At 31.0% G+C, this 23,492-nt stretch carries 16 protein-coding genes; 3 read left to right on the forward strand and 13 right to left on the reverse strand.

Features of this window, described 5'->3' with window-relative positions; genetic code table 11:
- Window positions 1-2: 2 nt before the first annotated feature.
- From cas1 to AC4PG3_RS12365, 9 genes are all read right to left on the reverse strand, one after another.
- Window positions 3-914: a type II CRISPR-associated endonuclease Cas1 gene (gene cas1 / locus AC4PG3_RS12325; protein ID WP_492196925.1), complete on the reverse strand. Its 912-nt coding sequence runs from the start codon at window positions 912-914 to the stop codon at window positions 3-5.
- A 120-nt stretch (window positions 915-1,034) separates the two neighbouring features.
- Window positions 1,035-4,325, reverse strand: a complete 3,291-nt coding sequence (gene cas9, locus AC4PG3_RS12330; protein WP_492196926.1) for a type II CRISPR RNA-guided endonuclease Cas9 — start codon at window positions 4,323-4,325, stop codon at window positions 1,035-1,037.
- 96 nt (window positions 4,326-4,421) lie between these two features.
- Complete coding sequence (locus tag AC4PG3_RS12335; RefSeq protein ID WP_492196927.1) at window positions 4,422-7,685, reverse strand: type I restriction endonuclease subunit R; 3,264 nt, start codon at window positions 7,683-7,685, stop codon at window positions 4,422-4,424.
- 14 nt (window positions 7,686-7,699) lie between these two features.
- The gene (locus tag AC4PG3_RS12340; protein ID WP_492196928.1) at window positions 7,700-7,903 is read right to left on the reverse strand and encodes a hypothetical protein; all 204 of its coding nucleotides are present in this window, start codon (window positions 7,901-7,903) and stop codon (window positions 7,700-7,702) included.
- A 93-nt stretch (window positions 7,904-7,996) separates the two neighbouring features.
- A complete protein-coding gene (locus AC4PG3_RS12345) occupies window positions 7,997-9,343 on the reverse strand; it encodes a restriction endonuclease subunit S (RefSeq protein WP_492196929.1) in 1,347 nt (448 codons plus the stop codon).
- Between the two features lie 65 nt (window positions 9,344-9,408).
- A complete protein-coding gene (locus AC4PG3_RS12350; protein WP_492196930.1) occupies window positions 9,409-11,031 on the reverse strand; it encodes a class I SAM-dependent DNA methyltransferase in 1,623 nt (540 codons plus the stop codon).
- 75 nt (window positions 11,032-11,106) lie between these two features.
- Window positions 11,107-11,700, reverse strand: a complete 594-nt coding sequence (locus tag AC4PG3_RS12355; RefSeq protein ID WP_492196931.1) for a helix-turn-helix domain-containing protein — start codon at window positions 11,698-11,700, stop codon at window positions 11,107-11,109.
- Window positions 11,701-11,856: 156 nt separating this feature from the next.
- On the reverse strand, window positions 11,857-12,165 hold the full coding sequence (locus tag AC4PG3_RS12360) for a DUF1801 domain-containing protein (RefSeq protein ID WP_492196932.1): 309 nt from the start codon (window positions 12,163-12,165) through the stop codon (window positions 11,857-11,859).
- Between the two features lie 163 nt (window positions 12,166-12,328).
- Entirely contained in the window at window positions 12,329-13,165 is an 837-nt protein-coding gene (locus AC4PG3_RS12365; protein ID WP_492196933.1) for a pirin family protein, read from the reverse strand.
- Window positions 13,166-13,351: 186 nt separating this feature from the next.
- Here AC4PG3_RS12365 and AC4PG3_RS12370 point away from each other — a divergent pair, with 186 nt between their 5' ends.
- Window positions 13,352-14,515, forward strand: coding sequence for a M20 family metallopeptidase (locus AC4PG3_RS12370; protein ID WP_492196934.1), 1,164 nt, complete (start codon window positions 13,352-13,354; stop codon window positions 14,513-14,515).
- Between the two features lie 56 nt (window positions 14,516-14,571).
- On the opposite strand, the gene AC4PG3_RS12375 is transcribed toward AC4PG3_RS12370, so the two are convergent.
- Window positions 14,572-16,344, reverse strand: coding sequence for a sulfatase family protein (locus tag AC4PG3_RS12375; RefSeq protein ID WP_492196935.1), 1,773 nt, complete (start codon window positions 16,342-16,344; stop codon window positions 14,572-14,574).
- 232 nt (window positions 16,345-16,576) lie between these two features.
- Here AC4PG3_RS12375 and AC4PG3_RS12380 point away from each other — a divergent pair, with 232 nt between their 5' ends.
- Window positions 16,577-18,091 carry an AbgT family transporter gene (locus AC4PG3_RS12380; RefSeq protein WP_492196936.1) on the forward strand — a complete coding sequence of 505 codons (1,515 nt, stop codon included), beginning with the start codon at window positions 16,577-16,579 and terminating at the stop codon, window positions 18,089-18,091.
- A 21-nt stretch (window positions 18,092-18,112) separates the two neighbouring features.
- Complete coding sequence (locus tag AC4PG3_RS12385; RefSeq protein WP_492196937.1) at window positions 18,113-19,294, forward strand: M20 metallopeptidase family protein; 1,182 nt, start codon at window positions 18,113-18,115, stop codon at window positions 19,292-19,294.
- Window positions 19,295-19,339: 45 nt separating this feature from the next.
- Here the strand turns inward: AC4PG3_RS12385 and AC4PG3_RS12390 are convergent, their stop codons facing one another.
- The 3 genes from AC4PG3_RS12390 to AC4PG3_RS12400 form a co-directional block, all read right to left on the reverse strand.
- Window positions 19,340-20,587 (reverse strand): amidohydrolase, encoded by a 1,248-nt coding sequence (locus tag AC4PG3_RS12390; RefSeq protein WP_492196938.1) that lies wholly within the window; start codon window positions 20,585-20,587, stop codon window positions 19,340-19,342.
- Window positions 20,588-20,650: 63 nt separating this feature from the next.
- The gene (locus tag AC4PG3_RS12395; protein WP_492196939.1) at window positions 20,651-22,303 is read right to left on the reverse strand and encodes a cobalamin B12-binding domain-containing protein; all 1,653 of its coding nucleotides are present in this window, start codon (window positions 22,301-22,303) and stop codon (window positions 20,651-20,653) included.
- Window positions 22,303-23,421, reverse strand: a complete 1,119-nt coding sequence (locus tag AC4PG3_RS12400) for an NAD/NADP octopine/nopaline dehydrogenase family protein (protein WP_492196940.1) — start codon at window positions 23,419-23,421, stop codon at window positions 22,303-22,305. Before AC4PG3_RS12400 ends, AC4PG3_RS12395 begins: the two co-directional genes overlap by 1 nt.
- Window positions 23,422-23,492 lie beyond the last annotated feature (71 nt).

Below are 23,492 nucleotides of genomic sequence, written 5' to 3' on the forward strand. Positions count from 1 at the left end.
CTTTATCCTCCAATACTAAGAATGTTTAAATTTTCTATCATTGAATTTTTTTCTTCATCTGGATCTAAAATATCAACACATTGAAGAACAAATTTATTTATTATAGTTGAAATCTTCTGATATTTATTATTAAAAAAACACCTCTTAGAAAGTATACCAATTAAATGTGATCTAATTTCTTGAGTTAAAAATTCTACTTCTTCATTCTTTTCCAAAAAAGAAATTACATGAGTATCCACAAGCGGTCTAAAAATTTCCAATATATCATCTGCTAAACAAAAAGAATTATATTCATTTTTATGGAAAATCCCCAGTCCTGGATTATACCCATATCCTATTATAGACCTGGCTATATAGGCTCGTACTATTGCATATCCATAATTCATCATAGCATTTTCAATGCAATCACAATCTCTGTAAAATCCATTTCCAAATAATGTATTAAAATAAACTTTTGCAGCATGTCCCTCTCGATTTGATTCATCACCATTTTTTACTTCTTTTATATATCCTTGTAATTGTAAGTATCTCTCTTCATTCTTAGTATGATGATACATAACTTTACTTTGATTATGAATTTTATATTTTATTATTTGTTTCCACAATTCTTCTTTTTCATTTTCTTTCCATCTAATCTGTTTATTTATTATTTTTACAGTTCGACTATGCTGATTAAAAGGTAGATACATTCCTGAAGGCAAATGTTTTTTATCACAAATTACTAATACTACATTATAAGAAGAACAAGCTGATAATAATCTAGTTGTGATACTCGTCATCATACCATCAAGTACAATTATTCCTATATCACTCAATGGTAAGGTGTATCTATTTTCATCTTTATATATTTCAATATTATCTAAATATACTTTGAGATGATCTCCATCATCTATCATTAAATTGCGCCAAGACATATTTACACCTCCATTTAAAAACGAAAAAAGCCCCTTAACGGGGCGTATTCGGCCTAAAGCCTTATTTTAGTAGGCTCTAAGGACTTAAGCTATTGTGTAAATATTTACAATATTATGATACTACATATTGTTAATATTGTCAACCGTAAACTGAAATTTTAGCTTTTCGTCCTTAACTTGAAATACATTCCCCAATATATCTGTATGATACTTATTGAATTTTAAAATTTTATTTCCTATTGTAGGTTGAGTTTGTTTTTCAAACTTATCTTTTTCTATAGGTTTTATCTCTATTCTATTTGGATTATCTGACCTAGAGGATAAAAATCTATATCTCTTTTCAATACTAGGATTTTCTTTATATACTATCCCTATTATCTCATTTTTGTGTAAAGAAAATAGAAATTTATATGAATTATCTATTTTAAGATTATCCTTCATCTTATTATAAAATCCTGTTTCAATGATATATTTCCCTTTTTCATATTTTAAGTCATTATACTTAATTCCTATATTTTTATATTTACCTGTTTTTTCATTATAATATACATCTGTTCTAAAAGGATTTAAGGAAAGCAATACTACTTTTTTATTATCACTTAAGTCTTCTGTCTTCTCTATTTTAACTGCTTGTCCTACCTTTTTAGATAAATATTTTATATCTTTTATAATTGGACCATTACCTTTTTTAGAATATTTGGTTATATAACCATGTTCCATTCTATACGCTTCAAAAGGATTTGGCTTTTCTCCTTCATACTCTTCTATAATCTTAACTAACTTTTCAAATGTTTTAGAATCATGTTTTCTCATTAGTATCATACTATTTTTTAAGTCTTCATATTTATCTAAATCATCTTTAATTTTTTTTATTACTTTTTTAGATGTTAGATTATCATAGATATTCTTATACTTTTCTACTATATAGTCATCTCCATCAATATTTCTAGTAGAATATAATGTAGCATCTGATATTTTCCTATTAACCTTTGTATCAATTTTATGAGAATATTTTATTTTATTTCTAGCATTATTTAAATCTTTAATAAAAGATTTCCAAGGTAAATCATATACCCCTTTATCATATTCTTTATTGCTAACTACTTTCCAAAAAGATTTATCGTATGTTCCAATTTTTTGTAAAAATGGATTTCTTATAGTATCTTCACTTTGACCTAACATATAAGAAACTGCAACGATTGTAGCATCTACTCCATGATGATTATGTGATTCATCTCTGTTCTTTTCTATCCCCCATCTTTTTCTTACTTGATAGGTAAACTTCCCTCTTATGACATGAATCTTTGTATCTTTATTTTTTTCCTTCATATATTCCTGAAGTCCATTTAAGACTGCTTTAGAAGCATATCTTGTATCATTTAAATTCCTACTAATAAATTTTTGTCTGATTTCATATTTATTGATATCTTCTTCAAATGTAAGTAAGTCATGTTTTGTTTTGCTTATCTTTTTGAGTTTTAACAATTTTGCTGCTCTTTCTTTTATATCATTATAATTTATATTATTTGAATTAATAGAGAAAGCCCTAAAAGGGGTCTTTTGACCTTTAATTTGATTCGCACTATTATAGCACAAAACTTTATTATTCAAACTATCATCTAAAGATATTGATTTCGGTATAATATGATCTATTTCAAACTTATTTGGATTGTCTATTAGGTCTTGGATAGAAATAACTCTACCTGTATATATGCATCTTCCATCTTGTTGATACCACAATCTTATTTTTGTCATCATTCCTTTTTGCCTATATAGTTGCTCTTCAGTAAACCCATATTCACTTCTAGCTCTGTTAAGCGCTTCATTTTTTTCTTTTTCATTTTCTGCTTGAATTTTTTCCAATTTCTTTTTTTGTTCTTCTGGATTTGTGTCCCTTGGCATTTCAATTATAATTGCTTCCAAATCACCATATTTTTTTATTATAGCATTTATAATCTTTATACTTTGATTGATAGATCTTTTTACAACTGGATTATATATTTCTTCATCTAAGAATCCTAAAGGGATATATTTGTATTTATTGAAGCTCCCTTTAATACTTTTCTTAATTCCTCTTTCTATTAATAAATTCATTTGATTTTTAGTACCTTTATATAGTTCTTCTCTCATTTCTCTCATGATTTTTAATGAAAATGAATGCCATCTAGAGTACAAAGATTTGTTTTTTTGAAGAAATGTGAATAATAAATCTATTTCTTCATCTTTAAACTCCAAAAAATTATTATTACAATTTTTAACTAAAGATTTATAATCCATACTTTTACTTAATACTATAGCTAATTTATCCTTGTCATTTATGCTGAAATCTTCATAATCTATACTTGTATCTTTTAAAAAACTACTAATTTTTCTTTCAATTTCAAAGGTATGTCCAAAAGTCATATTTCCATCTTTATCTATACTAGCACCTTTTATCTCATTTTTATCTTCTATACCAGTAACTTTCTTAAAAATTTTTATTATAGTAGTTATACCTAAACGACTTAAATTTAATATTTGGTTTATAATTTCTCTTTTTTCATCTTCACTTAACTTTCTACCTTTTACAGTAAGATTATTTAGATCATTTAACAAATTGAATTCTTGAGCTGTAAAGGAAGATGATGGTGCTCTTTGTTCATCCTTATATATGCTGCATTTTCCTATTAATTCTTCAAAGATACTATCTATTGTTCTACCATCTGTTTTATATCTTCCATAATTTGTCCTGTTATTCTCATCACCAGGTCCTATATAAAATTCTCTTTTTCTTGTAAGTATGTCTATATATTTTTCTATAAAAATTTTATTTATTTGTTTATAGTATTTACTTTGTTCCTTCAATATCTGCTCAGCTTCTCTTTTATACGAACTTGTTGTAAATACATTAACTAAAGTTTCAATACTCTCATCTTCTTTTTCTATTTCTATTATACCTCTTACCTTACCATATTTATTTAACCTATCTAATTGGATTTCACAAGGAAACTTTTCTTTTAATAAATTTCTGTTTAAATTTAAAGAATCATTCGTTATTTTCCCTTCTTCTTCTACCTCATCTAAATATGAAATTCCTCTTCTCTTTGATAAGTGGTAAAGTGCTGCATATAGTTGGTACTTATCTAACTTTTGTCTTAATCCCTTTACTCTTAATTCATATGGATTTAATTCAAGTTCTTTAGGTGGAAAAAAATCATTATCTTTAAGAAGCTCATCTATTGATTGTAGACGATAATTTTTTCTTCTTAAGTTTCTTCTAGCTCCCCTAGATTCTCTTCTAGCTTTGTTATTATCAGCATCTGCAGACTCAAATATACGAACTCCCATATTTACAATTTTTTCAGTATCAGTATCTATTAAACAGTGTCCAACACTTGCAATACCAATATCTAAACCTAGTACTTTCCCCATAATCAAATCTCCCCCTTTTTAAATATTGTTCCATAATATCTGTTATCCTACATATACTTTAAGGTTCCTTTTTATATAAGGCTTTTTTTCTAAAAATCATCTTATCAAATAATCCTGTCCACTTTCAGCGACCATATCCTGCTCTATATATTCACTATATACATTTCCACACATCTTTTCCGCTTGTCTCATTACTATATCTAATGCACTTTTCCTTTGCTTTGGAGGATAATCGTATTTAGCAAGAAGTCTTTTAATTATTCTTCTCATTCCTGCTTGAGCACTTTTTCTCTTGCTCCAGTCAATAGTTATGTTTTTTCTAATAGCTATAGTCAATTCTTGAGCTATTTTTTTCAATGTTTCATCTTCCATAAATTCCCTTACTATCTCATCCGCCGTAAGTGCATCATAAAAAGCTATTTCATCCTCGTTTAAACCTAGATTATTTTCTTCCTCACTTTCTTTTTTAATTTCATGAGCCATTTTTATAAGTTCTTCTATTACCTCGGCATTTGTTATAGCTTGATTTCTATATTTATTTAGAGCCTTTTTTAACTTTTCTGAGAATTTTTCAGACTTTACTACATTTCTTTTTTCTACTGTCTTTATATGTCCCTCTAAAAGTTTTTTTAGCATTTCTACAGCTAGATTTTTATGTTTTATGAATTTTACTTCTTCTAAAAAATCCTCTGATAGTATAGAAACATCAGGAGTTTTAAGTCCCATAGCATCAAATACATCTATTACTTCTTCTGAAATGATAGATCTCTCTAGCATTTGACTAACCCTTGCCTCTATCTCTCTCTTTGATTTTTTAGGAGCGTTTTTTTCTTGTAGTTTCGATAAACTTGCCTTTACTGCTTTGAAATAGCTTACTTCAAGTGCATATAGCTTGCCTTCATCTGTAGCTGCACAAAGTGAGTGAGCCTTAGCAAGTTCTACTGATATATTTTTAAATTCTTTTTGTTCTTCCTCTGATTTTCCTAGTATAAAATCCATACCACCTGTTATAGACCTTATTCTTTCGACTTGAGAAGTTCCCATATATTTAGAATAATCATAACCATACATCATACCTTGAAGTATTTCCAATTTTTCCATCATAATTGAAATAGCGACTGATGTATCAATTCCTGTATTTTTTCTATCTGAATCAGTGTACTGTTTTAAAGCCTTTTTTAAACTTTCAAGAATACCTATATAGTCTACTACCGCTCCACCTGCTTTATCTTTAAATACTCTATTTACTCTTGCAATTGCCTGCATTAGATTGTGACCCTTCATCGGCTTATCTATATACATAGTATGCATAGAAGGAACATCAAATCCTGTAAGCCACATATCTCGAACTATTACTATTTTAAGTTCGTCACTATTGTCTTTCATTCTTTTAGCCAATGTATCTCTTCTTATTTTTCCACCTACATGCTTCTGCATCTTTTCATTATCTGCAGCGGAACCTGTCATTACTACTTTGATTTTCCCCTTATCTATATCGTGACTATGCCAATCTGGTCTAAGACTTATTATTTCATCATAAAGTTTTACACATATTCTTCTACTCATACATACAACCATAGCCTTACCATCTATAGTCTTAGATTTTTCCTCATAATGACTTACTATATCTTCAGCTAATCTTTTTATTCTATTAGGAGACCCTACTAGAGCTTCAAGTCTAGACCATTTTGCTTTGTTTTTCTCTCTTTCAAATTCTTCTAGGCCTTCTGTTACCTCTTCAAACTCACTATCTATTTTTTCTAATTCCTCTTGATCTGCTTCTAGTTTTATAATTCTATTTTCATAGTATATCTTTACAGTATTTTCATCTTCAACGGATCTTGTCATATCATATATATCAATATAGTTCCCAAAAACTAAAGGTGTAGATTTGTCTTCAAATTCAATAGGAGTACCTGTAAATCCTATAAATGAAGCATTGGGAAGTGTATCTCTCAGGTGTTTAGCATAACCATAGTTTACTTGACCTGTCTTTAAATCAGTTTTAGCTTCTAAACCATATTGAGATCTATGAGCTTCATCTGCAATTATGATTACATTTTTTCTATCTGTAAGAACTGGCATATCTCCATCTTCTGGCTTAAACTTCTGAATAGTTGTAAATATGATTCCACCAGATTCCCTATTATTCAATAAATCATATAATCCATTTAATTCTCTTGAATTTTCTCCTAATTGTTGTGACTTTTGAGTTTCACTAAGCTTTCTAACATTAGCTTGCTTTGGGGTTTGCCTTAATATGTCTTGTGATTTTGAAAATGTTTCAAATAATTGATTGTCCAAATCATTTCTATCTGTAATCACTACAATAGTTGGATTGTTTAATTCTTTGATTAAACTAGCTGTATAAAACACCATAGAAAAGCTTTTCCCCGACCCTTGCGTGTGCCATATAACCCCTATTTTTCTATCTCCTTTAGAGCTTGTTGACTTTTTAGTTTCTTCTATAGCTTTTTTAACTGCGAAGTATTGATGATATGCAGCTAAAATTTTGATAATAGTCTTTCTAGAGCCTATTTTTTCTCCATCTACACCTTTTTCATCTTCAAATGATTCTTGAAATAATAGAAAGTTTTTTATGATATCTAGTAATCTATCTTTCCTTAGCATACCATTAAACAAAACCTCATACTGCGGACTTGATAATGGCTCTATAGCCTTTCCATCTATGCTTCTCCAATTCATAAATCTTTCTTCATTAGATGTAATAGTACCAGCCTTGGCATTTATTCCATCAGATAATATGCAAAAAGCGTTGTAATTAAATAATGAAGGTATATCCTCTTTATATGTTTGAATCTGATTATAAGCTTCTTCTATACCTACATTTTCATCACTAGCTGATTTGAGTTCAATTACTACTAATGGAATACCATTGATAAATAAAACAAGATCTGGCCTTCTCTCTTCTTTTTCTAGTATAGTAAACTGGTTTACTACTAAAAATTCATTGTTATTTTTATTTCCGTCCTTATCATCAAAATCAACTATCTGAACCCTTTTAGTTCTTATATGTTCTTTATCCATATAGGAAACTTCTATTCCTTCTGTTAAAAGCTTGTGAAAATTTCTATTGTTCTCAGTTAGACTTGGACTGTTAAAAGAAATAATCTTTCTATATGCATCTTCTAGGGCTTCAGATGGAATTCCCTTATTTATTCTAAATAGTGCATCTCTCACTCTACCCTCTAATATTACTTCTCTATAGCCTTTTCTCTCTGCATATTCTCCATCCGGAGATATATCTGGACCAAATACATACTCGTATCCCATTTGTTCTAAAATCTCTATAGAAGCTTCTTCTAAAAAGTCTTCTGTGAAATTTTCATATAAACTCAAGTCCCCACCTCCTGTTATTTAAAAAGTTTCTTTAATACTTTAAATATATCAAATGAAGTCTTATTGTAAACTTTGTTATATGCATACTTCTTAGGATTTCTAACCCATCCATATCCTTTAGGCATCTTAAGCCCTGCTCTGTGTACTATTTGTCTTTTTAGACTAGTTCTTGCAGATATACGCTTTTTAAGACTAGGTTTTCTTGGTCCAAACTTCATAAAAAAATCACTCCTTTTTTTTGAATTTAGAATGGATAATTGAAAATTGAGAATTATTTTGTACTTTTATTCTCCATTCTACATTTTAAATTATCAATTATCTAACGGTACTCTTATTTCTCCTGACATTAGTTTTGGTAAAAGTGTGTCTCGAAGACTTTTGAGAGTTTTGTTTTCAAAGATATATTTCCTTTTAAAAAGACTATTGATTATTTTAGAAAACTTACTTTGAATTTTTTGAGAAGGTACTATAACATACTCTTTTTCTATAAACTGAGTTAACTGGAAATTGGCTATGCCAGTAGATTGTACTTGATGTGTTTCCATAATCCCTATATCATATAAATATTGTAAATAAAAATATAAAATTTTAGAGTTAAGTAGTTCACCTGTTCTTAATACTCTACAAAAATTTGAAAATGACAATTCATCTTCATATTCATTACAAAGACCTTGATCTATAAATATGGTTCTACCCGTAGGCCTTCCTTTAGTTCCTCCAGAAATTTCTAATACAATGTCCCCGTTTTTTAACTTCCGTTTTCCCCAACTGTTTTCTTTTATATATCTTATTGGAATGTCTGCTCGATTTCCACTGTATATATCAGGAAAATCAGCACCTCTTATACAATAACACTTCTTATTATATATATTATTTTCTTCAGCCTTTCCCCAATCACCCCCAATAACAAAATCAAGAACATCCTTTATTTTTACAACATCCCATCCCTTAGGTATCATTCCAAATTCACTTTCAACCATTTCTCCACCACTAGATTTATAAGGTTTTACATCTTCATTTAGAAATTCAAAGTCTACAAACCAGTGTTTGAAAATAGTTTGTGCTATTTCTTCTAGTTTTTTATTAATTCGATTGTTAATTTCTATTTTTTCATCTAGTGTTGAAAGAATGTTTACTATTGCTTTTTGTTCTTTAATAGGTGGAGTTGGTATTTTAAATGATTCTATCATTCCTTTAGTTAAAGCAGCACGGGTTGCTCCCATTTTAGCTAACGATAGCATATATGCTTGCATGTTATCACTGACTAAGTAATATTTAAGAAAATTAGGATTCAATATTTCAACATGAGATCTAATAATAGCAACATGCTGATTTACTCTACCTCCAATGTATTTTCCCGGTAGCATTGTGCATCTAGCTACTGAGTCACCTGTAATATTTAATAAAATATCATTCTTATATAATTTAACATTGTTTAATTTACTAGCACTTTCTTCATTTATATAAACTATTCCATCTTTTAAAAACTTACAATTATATATGTTTTGACTTCTTATAAAAGGAATTCCTGATTGTAAATAAACCTTCTTGCCTCCTCGTGGAGTAGCTCCACTACCTATCTTTTGGACAAGATCCTTTAATTCATAAACATTCCATTCTTCAGGTATTCTTCCTACTTCAGTTTCCTTAAATCCCACAACTCTCACCCACTTCTAAATCAAATTTAGAATTCCTCAATTCTTCATTCTCAATTCTCCATTCCCTAAACCTCATAACCTATACCTCCTAGATTCTTCTTTATCTCTTCCTCTAGGTCTCTAGATTTTTGAAACAACTCACTTAACTCACTTGTCAAAGTTTCCATCTTCTCTTCAAAAGGGATGCCATCATCTTCTACTTCTTCTATACCTACATATCTTCCTGGGGTAAGTACATAATCATGTTTTCTTATTTCATCTAATTTAGCACTATATGAGAACCCTTTTATATCTTCGTATTTATCTGTGTTATATTGAGGTTCAGGTTCGGCAACTAAAGGTAAATCATATTGCTGTGTTTGAGATAAAGATTCTTCACTTTGTTCAGAATGACAATCTTCTTGTTCATTTTCTAAACTTCTCCATTTATGATAAGTATCTGCTATTTTATCTATATCTTCATCACTTAATTCTCTATGCCTTCTATCTATCATTTCTCCTAAGTTTCTAGCATCTATAAATAATACTTCTTTTTCTCTAATTCTAAACTGTGGATTGTTTTTCTTATTTCTGTTTAATATCCACAGCGACACTGGTATTCCTGTGGAGTAAAACAATTTATCAGGTAATGCTACTATTGCGTCTACTCTGTCTTTTTCTAGTAAATTCTTTCTTATCTCCCCTTCATTTGATGTATTTGAGCTAAGAGAGCCATTTGCAAGTACTATCCCTGCTACTCCATTTGGAGATAAATGATACATCATATGTTGTATCCATGCATAGTTTGCATTTCCCTCTGGTGGAGTACCATATTGCCATCTTGCATCATCAGAAAGACTAGCTCCTCCCCAGTCACTTATATTGAAAGGTGGGTTTGCTAGGATATAATCCGCCTTAAGTGTCTTGTGTAAATCATTATGAAATGTATCTCCATGATTAGGCCCCAAGTCTGACTCTAGTCCTCTAATTGCAAGATTCATTTTACAAAGCTTCCATGTAGTAGAATTAAGCTCTTGTCCATATATTGATAGATTTTCTACTCTTCCCTGATGTTTTTTTACAAACTTTTCACTTTGTACAAACATACCTCCACTACCACAACAAGGGTCATATATTCTTCCTTTATAGGGTTCTATCATCTTTACAAGAGTTTTAACTACTGAAGTTGGAGTATAGAATTCTCCCCCACTTTTTCCTTCGCTGCTTGCAAATTGACCTAAGAAATATTCATATACTCTTCCTAGTAAATCTTTTTCTTCATTGCTATGAAGTTTAATTGTAGAGATAAGGTCTATTAGCTCCCCTAGTCTCCTCTTATCTAATTCTGGTCTGGCATATCTTTTATCTAATACTCCTTTTAGACTTGGATTTTCTTTTTCTATTGCTATCATGGAATCATCTATGTATTGTCCTATTTTAGGGTCTTTTGCATTATCTTTTATAAAATCCCATCTAGCTTCTTTTGGTACCCAAAATATATTTTCATATGTATATTCATCTCTATCCTCTTCAAATCCTGCTCCTTCTTCTACTAGTTCTTGATGTTTTGTTTCAAATTTATCAGAAATATATTTCAAGAATATTAATCCTAATACCACATGCTTATATTCAGATGCGTCCATGCTTCCTCTTAGTTTATCCGCTGATTTCCACAGTGTTTCTTCAAATCCTATCTTGGCTGTTGACATCTTTTTATCTCCTTTTATTTAATTTCAAATACAAGATTATTCATTACATTCAGAATGACAAAATTCTCTACAATTCTAAAAATTGTGATCGTCAAACACTTCAAATATTTCTTCTTCAAATTCATCTTGTCCTGGACTACTTGATATCCAATTTGGTAATAGATTGTAGTAATGGGCTAGGGCTTCAATTGTCTTATGAACTATTACTTCTTGTTGAGCATTTTCTAGTAGCTCCATCATTAGTCTATAAGTATCCATATATGGATTATTGTCTACTATATCTAACATTTCTTTAAATCTTGAAACTAGTTTTGCCTTTTCTATATCTCTTTCTATTGTATTTATTTCTTCTTTATCATATATAGGAACTTCCACAATATCGTTTATTTCTCCAACTTTAAATTCTCTTTCATGTTTTTTTATTATAGGCTTTAAGTCTCTTTTTAATTTTTCTTTTTGGATTTCAAGCTTTTCTATTTCTGTTAATTCTTTAATAAAATATTCTTTATTTAACCCAAATAACTCCTCTAAAACAGGAAAATATTTTTTAGGAATATTCTGTTTTCTCTTAATCCACATATTTATATTTTGTTTTTTTATACCTAATCTATCGGCTAATTCTATATGTTGCATATTATAAATACCTAGAATATATTCTAATCCTATCAAATATCCATCCTCCAAATCTACTATCTATTACCTTTGTTACTTATACTATACTTCATTTTATTGTCTTAGTCAATAAATGCTTTTAATTAGCTATAGTTATATTAAAGTTATCTAAATGAAAAAGATGCATCTCAGTGCATCTCCTCATTACAAATTTCATTTATTAACCTCATTTTCATATTTATCCACATAATCTTTAAGACTCATCTTTCTACATAGTTCTCCTATTAAATCATATGGTATGTTTTTTACATTTCTAAATCTAATACAGCTCTTTCCCATATCTAATTTTGTTTTCATATGTTTTGTATATTCTTTTTTAAACCATTCTAATACATCACAAAACATATATATTCCCATATGATAAATATCAATATGATTCTTTTGTGAACCAATACTTATAAATGGTAATGGCTCATTTGGAGTTACATAATACCTAGAAGGATAAATCCTAACAGGAAACAACTATGCTATCATATTATATAACATAGTTTCTTCAAAATCCTTTTTAATATTTTCACTTATAGTTACTCTTAATTTTCCAAGAGCGTCTTTTCTATCCTCAAGTAATTTATCCAAATACTCTTAAAGGGTTGGACCTTTGTATATCCTATAAGATTGTTCCAATCTATTTTATAAATTTATCTTCCTTTAGCTCTCTAAAGGCTAAATCTAACTCTTCTTTAGTATTCATAACTATAGGACCACCCCATGCTATAGGCTCATTTAAAGGTTTGCCCATTAAAAGGAAAATTCTTGCTTTCTTTTCTCCTGTATTTATCTTTATTTTTTCTCCTTCTTCATACAATACTCCCATAGGCGCAGAAATCATTTCTCCTTTTTCGATGTTGAAATCTGCTTCTCCTTCTACTAAGAAGGAAAATACCTTATATTCTCTTTGTGTTTCTAATATAAACTCATTATTTTCTTCAAGTTCTATATCTAAAAATGTTGGATCTGTTTCTACTACCTCTAATGGTCCTTTTTCTCCCTTATAATTCCCTGCTATTATATGGACTTTTTTCCCCTTTTCTTCATATACAGGTATTGTATCTTTTCTTATATCTCTATATTTTGGTTCAGTCATTTTATCTTTATTAGGAAGATTTAACCATATTTGAGTTCCCAACATTCTTTTTGAAGGTTTTGGCATCTCTTGATGAAGTATACCAGAGCCTGCTGTCATCCACTGACAGTCTCCATCATTTATAACTCCTTCATTTCCAATGCTATCACCATGCTCTATTTCACCTGATATAAGATAAGTAACTGTTTCTATTCCTCTATGTGGATGCCAAGGAAATCCTTTTATATAATCATCTGGATTCGTAGAGTCAAAAAAATCCATCATTAGGAATGGGTCCAATTCCTCTGCTTCAATTTTTCCAAAGACCCTTCTTAAACTTACCCCTGCTCCATCAGAAGTTTTCATACATTCAATATATCTTTTTATTTTTCTATGCATATTTTTCATCTCCTTTAAGTGTCTAAGTATTTTATACCCTGCTTTAGTTGGGTTATTCTTTTTAGATAATAAATTTGAAATAAGTACAATTTACTTAGAAATTTTATAATATATTTCCATACACATATACATTTTCCTAATTTTCTGATATACTTTAAAATAAAATTTATTAGCGGAGGAATAAAGATGAAAGTAAAAGAATTAGCAAAAAAATATCATGATTATGCTGTTAAAATGAGAAGAGAATTTCATATGAATCCTGAGCCAAGCATGAAAGAGTATAATACTCAAAAAAGAGTAATGGAAGAATTAGAAAAAATGGGACTAGACCCTATTAAATGTGGTGGAACTGGAGTAGTTGCTATTATAAAAGGAAAAGGTGAAGGAAAGACCATAGCTTTAAGAGCTGATATGGATGCACTTGAAGTTCCTGAATCAAATGATGTACCTTACAAATCTAAGGTTGATGGAATAATGCATGCTTGTGGTCATGATGCTCACACGGCTGGACTTTTAACAGCTGCAAAGATATTAATGGATAAAAAAAATGAATTTAACGGAAATGTTAAACTTCTTTTCCAACCAGGAGAGGAAGTTGCTCAAGGTGCACTTGCAATGATTAAAGATGGGGCTTTAGAAGGTGTTGATGGTGCTTTCGGAATCCATATCTGGAATGATTGTGAAGTTGGGAAGGTGTCTATAGAATCTGGCCCAAGAATGGCTTCAGCTGGTATGTTTAAAATATATGTAACAGGAAAAGGTGGACATGGATCTATGCCTCATCAAACTATAGATGCTACTGTAGTTACTTCTGCAATCCTTATAAACCTACAGACTATAGTTAGTAGAGAAATCTCTCCACTAGACCCTGCTGTTGTAACTGTAGGTATGATAAAATCAGGTACAAGATGGAATGTAATAGCAGGTGAAGGATATATGGAGGGAACTACTAGATGCTTTAGTAGAGAAGTAAATGAACAGTTTGAAGATCAGATTAGAAGAGTTGCAGAAAATACTGCTAAAAACTATAGAGCTGATGTTAAAGTAGAGTATACTCAAATGGTTATGCCTACAATAAATGATCCCCTAATGTCCGAAATCGGAGAAGGTGCAGTTAGAGAAATAGCAGGTGAAGATGGCTTAATTAAATTTGAAAAGACTACAGGGGGAGAAGACTTTGGATTCTTTGCAGATCATTGCCCAACTGCATTTGCATTTGTAGGTTCTAAAAACGAGGAAAAACTTCCATGCTACCCACATCACCATCCTAAATTCGATATAGATGAAGATGCTATGATTACATCTGCAAGCTTATATGCTCAGTATGCAATCGACTTTTTAAATAAATAAACCAAACCATAAAATCCATTAGTAAAAATAAGACTCTCTAAATTAGAGAGTCTTATTTACTTATAAATCAAATCAGGTGAGCAAAATGGACAATTGGGTTTTCCTGGAACATCACCACTAGATGGATATAGACGCTTTTGTCTACATTGTTCTTCTAACATATTGGCTAATACCACTTGAACAATTTTACTCTCAGGTGTTTGAAAATTAGAGTGGGCTAAATTTTTAGTTTCTAAGGGATCATTTGTTAGATTATACATTTCAAATTCATCTGAAGTAGGTTTAGTTTTAATACTTTTTAAACACCAACAGTATTCTACTCCATCAATAGGATATTTTGGACATTCTTCTACTGTAGTTTCATCTTCACACCCAGGAGAACTCCAGAATTGGGGATTATCAAAATATCTAGAATACTTCCATATTTCCTCTTTATTATTACTTCCTGTTTTCAATTTAGCAATAACAGTTTCAACATGATTCGGCTGAACTACAGACTGATAGGGTTCCCCTAAAACAGTATTTTGATCAAGACCTTTTGTTACATCATCATCAGTCATAAAATATATAGGCTCATTGATACCTTCAAACTCTCTATTGTGAACAATCATAGGAGATAAATCTCTCCCCACTAAAGGATGGACCTCTGTATGACTTCTTTTTAGCTCTTCTTGAACTTTTTTAGTATCTACATCAGCAAGACCAAGTATTGTAGGTAGAATGTCAACATGACTAGTTAATACATTTGTTTGCTTAGGTTTATTAAATAAATTAGGATTATGAATTATTAAAGGAACATGAATAGTTTCTTCATATGCTTGATACCATTTTTGATATAATCCTCCATGAGCTCCAAGCATCTCTCCATGATCAGATGTAAATATTACTATAGTGTTCTCATAAAAGGGTGAATTGACAAGAGCTTTTAAAACCTTATCCATTTCTCTATCTACTTGTAATTGTAGTGAATAGTACAGCCTACGATAAAATTCTGTGTCTATAAGTGGTTGTAGTGCTTTTGGATAAACTTCTCTATAACTTCTTTGAGCTATAGGCTTTGTATCTAGATTTTCATTAGAAGTGAGGGCTTTGGGAACCATAGGTACTGAATCATCAACCTTAAAATTAAATAAAGGGTCAAGTTTTGAAATTTCTCCATAAAGAGCAATATCATGAGGATTGACAAAGGAACAAACTATTGCCCAGGGTTTGTCATCTAAATTTCGAATTAAATTAACTACTTGGTGAGAATATACTTCATCCCGTCCATCTATACCAATTGCTGCAGACGATCCAGAATTATGTGGTTGACTTCCAAAGGGTTCTGGACCTATCCAATCATCAAAACCATATTCATTAAGCCGATTAGCATTAAGATATATTTTTTCTTTTTCCCCTTCTGGTAAGCCATTTACACTATTGTAGCTAAGAAAAGAATCATGGGTGTCGGGAATTAATATATCAGCTTGAGAAGCATGCCACTTTCCCTTCCAAAAAGTTTTATATCCTGCCTTAACTAAATAATCCCCAATTGTAGGCACTGTATTTCTATCTAACCAAAACATATCATTATCAAAGTCTCCTTTGGCTACTCCAGATGTTTGACTTACTCCATGTAAGGATGGATACTGTCCAGTATATAATGTGCCTCTACTTGGAGAACATGCAGTACTTCCAGTGTAGTGATTATTAAATTCTAAACCATTTTGCCTCAAGAAATTTTGTGCCTTTAGATATTTTCTACGCCAAGTTTTTATTTCTTCATTTTCATAAATAGGTGGAAATCTTTCTTCATCTACTATAATGATTAAAAAATTAGGCTTCTCCATTCCATCACCTTCTTAAAATAATATTTATGTTTTTATTATATGAATTCAAACTATAAATTGTTAGGTTGAATATTGTAAAATAACTTGAATTGAGTTATAATTTTATATGACAATCATTTGCAAAAATTTTCAAAATTATTGAAACTACAAGTAGAAGGTGGTGAATATTGTTTGTTTATGGCAAATATTGTTTATTTGTAGTTAAAATTAAATTAAAAGGAGGATTAATTTAATGAATTCAAAAACAAAAAGTCAAAACACAGGATTTTTAGCTTGGGTAGAAAGAGTGGGAAACAAACTTCCACATCCCTTTATAATGTTTGCTTGGTTAATAGCAATTGTTGCTGTAGTATCACTTATTGCCAACAAAACTGGACTATCAGTTGAAAATCCAACTACTGGTGAAATGGTACTAGCTAATAATTTGCTATCTGGTGAAGGCCTTAACTTTGCACTATCTACAGCCGTCAAAAACTTTACTGGCTTTGCTCCTTTAGGACTTGTACTTACTATGGCTTTAGGTATAGGCTTAGCTGAACAAGTTGGACTTATGTCTTCTTTTATGAGAAAGACAATTCTTGGAGCATCACCAAAGCTAATTACAATTATGATTATGTTAATTGGTATTAATGGTAATATAGCCTCTGATGCGGCAATAGTTATAATACCCGCTATATCTGCTATAATATTTTTATCTATTGGAAGAAACCCTCTAGCAGGTGTAGCTCTAGGCTATGCTGCTACTACAGCAGGATTTAGTGCAAACTTTTTTATAGCTGGTACAGATGCCCTTTTATCCGGTATTACAAATGAAGCTTCTAAAATAGTAGGAGCTCCTGAAATATCTGTTACTTCAAACTGGTATTTCATGATTGTATCTACTATTGTACTATCTATAATAGGTATGCTAGTTTCAGAAAAAATTGTAGAACCTAGATTAGGAGAATATAAAGGTAGTAAAGAAATAACTAGCGAAGAAGTATCACCTGAAGAAAATAAAGCTTTAAAAGCTGCTGGAATCGGATTACTTATATATGTAATTGTTGTGTTTATATTAGCTTTCCCCCAAACCAGTTTTCTAAGAAATCCTGAGACTGGATCTTTAATAAACAGATCACCACTTCTTAAAGGAATTATTCCACTGCTTTTAATCTTATTTATGGCAACTTCTATACCTTTTGGTATATCTATAGGTAAAATTAAATCTAGTGCAGATGTACCTAAATACATGACTATGGCTATCCAAGGAATGAGTTCATTTATAGTGTTAGCATTTATAATTGGTCAATTTATAGCCTACTTTAATTGGACAAACCTAGGTCTTATATTAGCAGTATCTGGTGCTAATATATTAGAGGCAACTGGATTTACAGGTATTCCTCTATTTATAGGTTTCATAATTCTTTGTTCTTTTGTAAACCTATTTATTGGTAGTGGTTCTGCTAAATGGGCATTACTTGCCCCTATATTTGTTCCAATGTTAGCTTTACTAAATTATAGTCCTGCACTTACTCAAATGCTTTATAGAATAGGAGATTCAACTACAAATATAATCTCACCACTGTTCCCTTATTTTCCAATAGTACTAGGATTATTAAATGAATATGATGAAGAAGCTGGAGTAGGTACTCTCTTATCACTTATGATTCCATATAGCCTTGTAATGCTTGCTGCATGGATTGTATTATCTGTAGTCTGGTACTTTACAGGAATGCCATTGGGACCAGGTGGAACTTTGTTCTTATAATAAGGAGGAAAAGACAAAATTATGAAGGAAAAATTAGACAAAATTATAGACAAACATTTAGATGACATTATTAAAATAAGAAGAGACATACATGCAAATCCTGAAATAGGTATGAAAGAAATTAGAACCAGTGGAATTGTAAAGAATGAACTTTTAAAACTTGGACTTGAAGTAGAAGATAAAGTAGGTAAGATGGGTGTAGTTGGTGTTTTGAAGGGTAAAGAAGAAGGAAAGACAATACTCTTAAGGGCTGATATGGATTGTCTACCTATGGATGAACTTACAGATTTAGATTTTAAATCAAAGGTTCCTGGAATGATGCATGCATGTGGCCATGATGTGCATACCTCTATATTGCTAGGTGTAGCTAGAGTATTAAGTGAATTAAAAGATAATATAAAAGGAAATGTAAAATTTGTATTTCAACCTGCAGAGGAGTCAAATCCTACAGGTGGAGCAAGATATATGATAGAAGATGGAGTTTTAGAAAATCCTAAAGTAGATGCTGCCATGGCACTTCATGTATGGAATGCTCCCCTTGGCAAAATCGCAGTTAGAAAAGATACTATGATGGCTCAATCTGATAGAATATATATTACAGTAAAAGGAAAGTCATCCCATGCATCTCAACCTCAAGCAGGTACAGATGCAATTGTAGCAGCAGGTCATATCATCACTGCTTTACAAACTATAATCAGTAGAAATGTGGACCCTATGGAAAATGCAGTAGTTACTGTGGGTACAATTCATGGAGGTAGTAGATACAATGTAGTCTGTGATAAGGTAGTTTTAGAAGGTACAGTTAGAACCTTTAAGCCTGAGATATCAGCACTCATGCCTGAGAGAATAAAAGAAATCGCAACAAATGTAGCAAAAGGACTAGGTTGTGAATGTGATGTAGAGTATATTAAAGGATATTCTGCAGTAATAAATGATAAAGACTTAGCTAATCAAGCTATAAATAGCTTTATAGATGTTTTAGGAGAGGAAAATGTTATAATTGCTGAAAACCCTGCATCTGGAGCTGAAGATTTTTCCGAGTTTACTAAAGTAGTCCCTTCTGTATATTATTGGTTGGGAATTGAATCAGATTTAAATAAGGGTAAAACTACTCTTCATAATCCAAATCTAATTATAGATGAAAGAAGTATACCAATAGGTATAAAAACAATGTCAGCTGCATCATTAGACTTCTTGAAATAGATAAAACCCCCATTTTCTTTGGGGGTTTTATCTATTTCATTATTTTCATTTTATTAAAAGTTTTATTGTGTTTGTTAAAGCATCAAAGGCCATATCAAGTGTTTCCTCTTCAAAGTCAAATTTATTATTGTGATGAGCTGCTGCTAGTGTGGTCCCAAATCCAAAATGTATAGACTTTCCACCTTTTTCTTCTACTCTATTCATCATATACGTTACATCTTCTGACCCACCTAGAGATCTTGCTATATCTATATTAAATCCTTTTTCTCTTAAGTCCTTTGCTATCATTTCTACAAACTCTTTATCATATTTATTGTAGGCAGGAGCACCTCCCTCTTCTACTATTTCATATTCTACATCAAAGGTCTTTGCAGAACCTTCCACAACATCTTTAACTTTTTTATCTAGTTCTTTAGTTATTTTTTCATTTTCTCCTCTAATCTCTATTTTCATAGTAGCTTCACTTGGAACTATATTTCTAGCTGTTCCTGCGTTTAAAATCCCCACATTTAATCTAGTCATTCCAGATGCAAATTGAGTTAGAGTATGAAGATTTAATGAACAACTCGCCGCAGCAAGTAAGGCATTTTTACCTAATTCTGGAGCTGCTCCAGCATGAGAAGATACACCTTTAAAGTTAATATCCATTTTAGAAGTAGATAAAAATCCTATAGTTCCAAGTCCTAATAATCCACTTTCTACTCCAAGACCTATATGTCCTGCAAGAAAATAGTCCACTTCATCTAATACCCCTTTTTCAACCATTCCTTTTGCTCCTCTTACCCCTTCTTCTGCAGGTTGAAATATCAATATAAACTTCCCCTTTAGATTATCTTTTTCTTCCATAATCCATTTAGCCATAGAAATCCCTATAGCTATATGCCCATCATGACCACAGGCATGCATAGCAAAATCATTTTCAGATCTAAAGTTTTCCCTATTTGGAATATGATCATTATCAAGAGATTCTTTTATTTCATTTGCATCTATATCAAATCTCATACCTATAGCGGGACCTTTTTTTCCAGTATCTAAAGTTGCCACAGCCCCAGTAAAGCCCTCTAGAATTTCAGATATATCATAGTCTACATCTATATCTAATTTATCTATATATTCTCTTCTCTGTTTTTCTGTAGGAAGTCCCATTCTATTTTCGCTATGGATTTCTTTTCCATATTTTATCTCATATCCATAGAATTTTAGGTAATTTATTATCTTGATGGTAGTTTGTATCTCTAACCAACCTGGTTCTGCTATTTTATGAAATTCTCTTCTCAAAGCCTTGATATCCATATAAATCCCCCTAATAAAAATAATAGTACGAATATTTAAATATCCATACTATTACTATATCACTTATTTATTTTTATTTCTCATCAATCTATGATTAGATAAAATCTTTTCTATTCTCTCTTTTTCAGGAATAATCCTAGCTTCTTTCTCATCATAAGGATAAAGAGCGCCACTAACCATTCTAGTTTTTAATTCTCCTCTTGCAATCTTGCTTCCCTTGAGTTGAGGAGCATCTAGTATGCCTATTCTTACTGCTTCTACCAAAGTATCTGGATCAGCTAATGGGTCTTGTACATCCCCTAGAGATTTGATAGCTTCTATTATGACTTTTGCATCTTGGATTAATTCTTTTTTCCTATTTTGTACATTTTCATCCTTAGTTAAGTCAATAGAACCTAAAAATTCATTTTTAAATATTCCCCTTACAATCTTACAAGACTCTATTACATCTTCTGCCTTAGCTGCATGGTGTGCCTCGCAGAATCCTACTACATGATAGATATGTGGCTTTATTGCCATAGCTAAATATGCTGATGCTGCCAATTGTCCCTTAGCTTGATCTAAATCTGCTGGGAAACTTGCAAGACCTGCCCTAGCTTGACGATAAACCTTAAAATTATCATCTACGAGACTTTCTATTAGCTCCACTTTTGCAAGCATCTTACCTAAGTCATTTTCAGGTGAAATATTTGCAGGTACATTGAACATAAACTGAGCTATATAGTCCTTTACACCCATCTTCTTAGCATTATACGCTACTATATATGCATCTGCAACTGCTATAGCATCATGGGCATCTCTAAGACTCCAATGATGAGGATCATTTACTTCTACTGGTATATTTCTACTTCCATGCCATTTCATTAAATTTTGATTTTCTATTATGGCATCCTTTAGCTTCCTAGGACCTCTCTTATCTAATTCTGAATACCAAAATAATGGTACTGCACACCAAGCATTATCTATACTATCTTTTAAAACCTGTGCAAATTTTTCAAGATTTTTAGTTCCACTATAGGATCTTAAAAGTGGATAATTCCCTCTTTCTGTAGCTTTAGAAAGAATTTTCAAATCCTCTTTCGTTCTTACTGGTACTCCTCCAGCTCCATCTAGACTTTTATCCATATTTTCTTGATCAAAGAAAAATTCTTGAGCATTTTGATCTGGAGCTACAGATATTATATCTAACACCTTTTTATCCGCAATTTTTTCTATAGCTTCTACTGTTTCTTCTATAGAATTAAGACCTAGATGATGTCTTAAAACTGGATAAGGATACTTTGAACTTATTCTATCAACTATATTTTTAGGATATTTTTCATCTTCAAGTCCCTCTTCTCCCTTTAGATAAGAGATGACTTCATCTATATCTTCATTTCCATAAAATATTTTAGTAAATATATCATATTTTTCTGCTACAATACTCGTGGGTTCAGTTCCACCAAATAACCATACTTTATCTTTTAATTCTTTATCCTTTTCTATTTTTGTCTTTAATTCTTTCAATATATTATTTAAAGGTTCAGGTGTTAATCTATAGGAAAGTCCTATTATATCTGGATCCTTTTCTTTAATTAATTCTATTAAATTATCTATACTTAAACCAATTCCTAGAAATTCAACCTCATATCCTTCATTTTCTGCTAAATTTAAATAGCTCATAACTCCTGCTACATGGACGCAATTTCCTATGGTAGCACCTATCATTTTTTTCATTAAACTACCTCCTCTAAATCTCGTTTAACTATAACACCATTTCTTGCAAGCATGTGCATTTCTGTAATAGAAAGCCCTTCTAGTCCTAATCTATCTGCAGTTCTTCCCTCTGTTCTAAAGTTTGCATTTGTCATTAATTCAGCTATATTTATAAGTGAAGTTATAGCTGGAGTGCTTAATCCTACAGCCTTTGCCATAGATTCCATAGGCACTAAGCTATATGGAACATCTTCATAAATATATCTTATAAATAGTCCTTTTGGAGCCTGTAAACCTCTATAGGCAGGATTATTTTGAACTGCTTGAAAAATAGAATTTCCCTCAGCGCCATAACTTTCGTATAGCCATTCTCTAGCAGAAATTGTGCTCACTTGAAGTATTTTTCCAAGTTCTATTCTTTCTCTATCTATTTTTTCTAAAAAATTACCTATTGATGGGGTTATTCCCTCTGTGTAGTACTCAAATGGTGCTCCTCTTTCTATATGTCCACTATTTAAAAGTGTGGGGCCTGGATGAAATATTGCACCGTAGTTGTTTATACTTGTTTCTAGTATATCTTTAGCAGATATGAATTGAGGATAAGCCTCGTTGATAAGTTGTAATACGTAGTTTGTCTTTGTGGCTGGTATTGCTGCTAAGCTTACTTCTTTTTTTGATTTATATATATGTGAATGGTTAGAACTCATAGCTCTTGCTGCATAGATAAATGTTTGAGCTTCTGCCACTATTATATTATTTCTTTTTCTTTCTCTTAATAAAGTTTCATATACTTCTAATGCTCCTCCAGTTCTTCCTGGGTTTAAGATTATAATTTGTCCATCTCTTAGATGTGGAGCCATTTGTTTTGCCATATTATAATGTCCCATAGCCGGTATAGTTATCATTATTATGTCTACATCTCTTATTGCTAATTCTATGTCGTCCGTAACTATATTTAATTTGCCAAAGCCATCTTCTTCTCCAGTTAAGTAAATAATCGGGTCTTTTATTAAAGATAAAAGCTTATCTCTGCTTCTATTATATAGGTTTACTGAATACCCGCACATAGCAAGATACCCGGCCATGGCAAGACCTCCATTTCCAGCACCTATAACACAATATTTAAGTTCTTTTTTCAATGCTATCATCCTCTCCAAATAAAATTTACTCTATATGCAAATCAAAATTTGGGGCAAAAAAAGAACCATGG

Source organism: Tissierella sp. QWL-11, from assembly GCF_058683765.1.

Bases quoted from the DNA above. Each gene is read 5' to 3' on its own strand.
- cas1 (WP_492196925.1), bottom strand. From the start codon at position 914: ATGTCTTGGCGCAATTTAATGATAGATGATGGAGATCATCTCAAAGTA.
- cas9 (WP_492196926.1), bottom strand. From the start codon at position 4,325: ATGGGGAAAGTACTAGGTTTAGATATTGGTATTGCAAGTGTTGGACAC.
- AC4PG3_RS12340 (WP_492196928.1), bottom strand. From the start codon at position 7,903: ATGAAGTTTGGACCAAGAAAACCTAGTCTTAAAAAGCGTATATCTGCA.
- AC4PG3_RS12350 (WP_492196930.1), bottom strand. From the start codon at position 11,031: ATGTCAACAGCCAAGATAGGATTTGAAGAAACACTGTGGAAATCAGCG.
- AC4PG3_RS12365 (WP_492196933.1), bottom strand. From the start codon at position 13,165: ATGCATAGAAAAATAAAAAGATATATTGAATGTATGAAAACTTCTGAT.
- AC4PG3_RS12370 (WP_492196934.1), top strand. From the start codon at position 13,352: ATGAAAGTAAAAGAATTAGCAAAAAAATATCATGATTATGCTGTTAAA.
- AC4PG3_RS12375 (WP_492196935.1), bottom strand. From the start codon at position 16,344: ATGGAGAAGCCTAATTTTTTAATCATTATAGTAGATGAAGAAAGATTT.
- AC4PG3_RS12380 (WP_492196936.1), top strand. From the start codon at position 16,577: ATGAATTCAAAAACAAAAAGTCAAAACACAGGATTTTTAGCTTGGGTA.
- AC4PG3_RS12385 (WP_492196937.1), top strand. From the start codon at position 18,113: ATGAAGGAAAAATTAGACAAAATTATAGACAAACATTTAGATGACATT.
- AC4PG3_RS12390 (WP_492196938.1), bottom strand. From the start codon at position 20,587: ATGGATATCAAGGCTTTGAGAAGAGAATTTCATAAAATAGCAGAACCA.
- AC4PG3_RS12395 (WP_492196939.1), bottom strand. From the start codon at position 22,303: ATGAAAAAAATGATAGGTGCTACCATAGGAAATTGCGTCCATGTAGCA.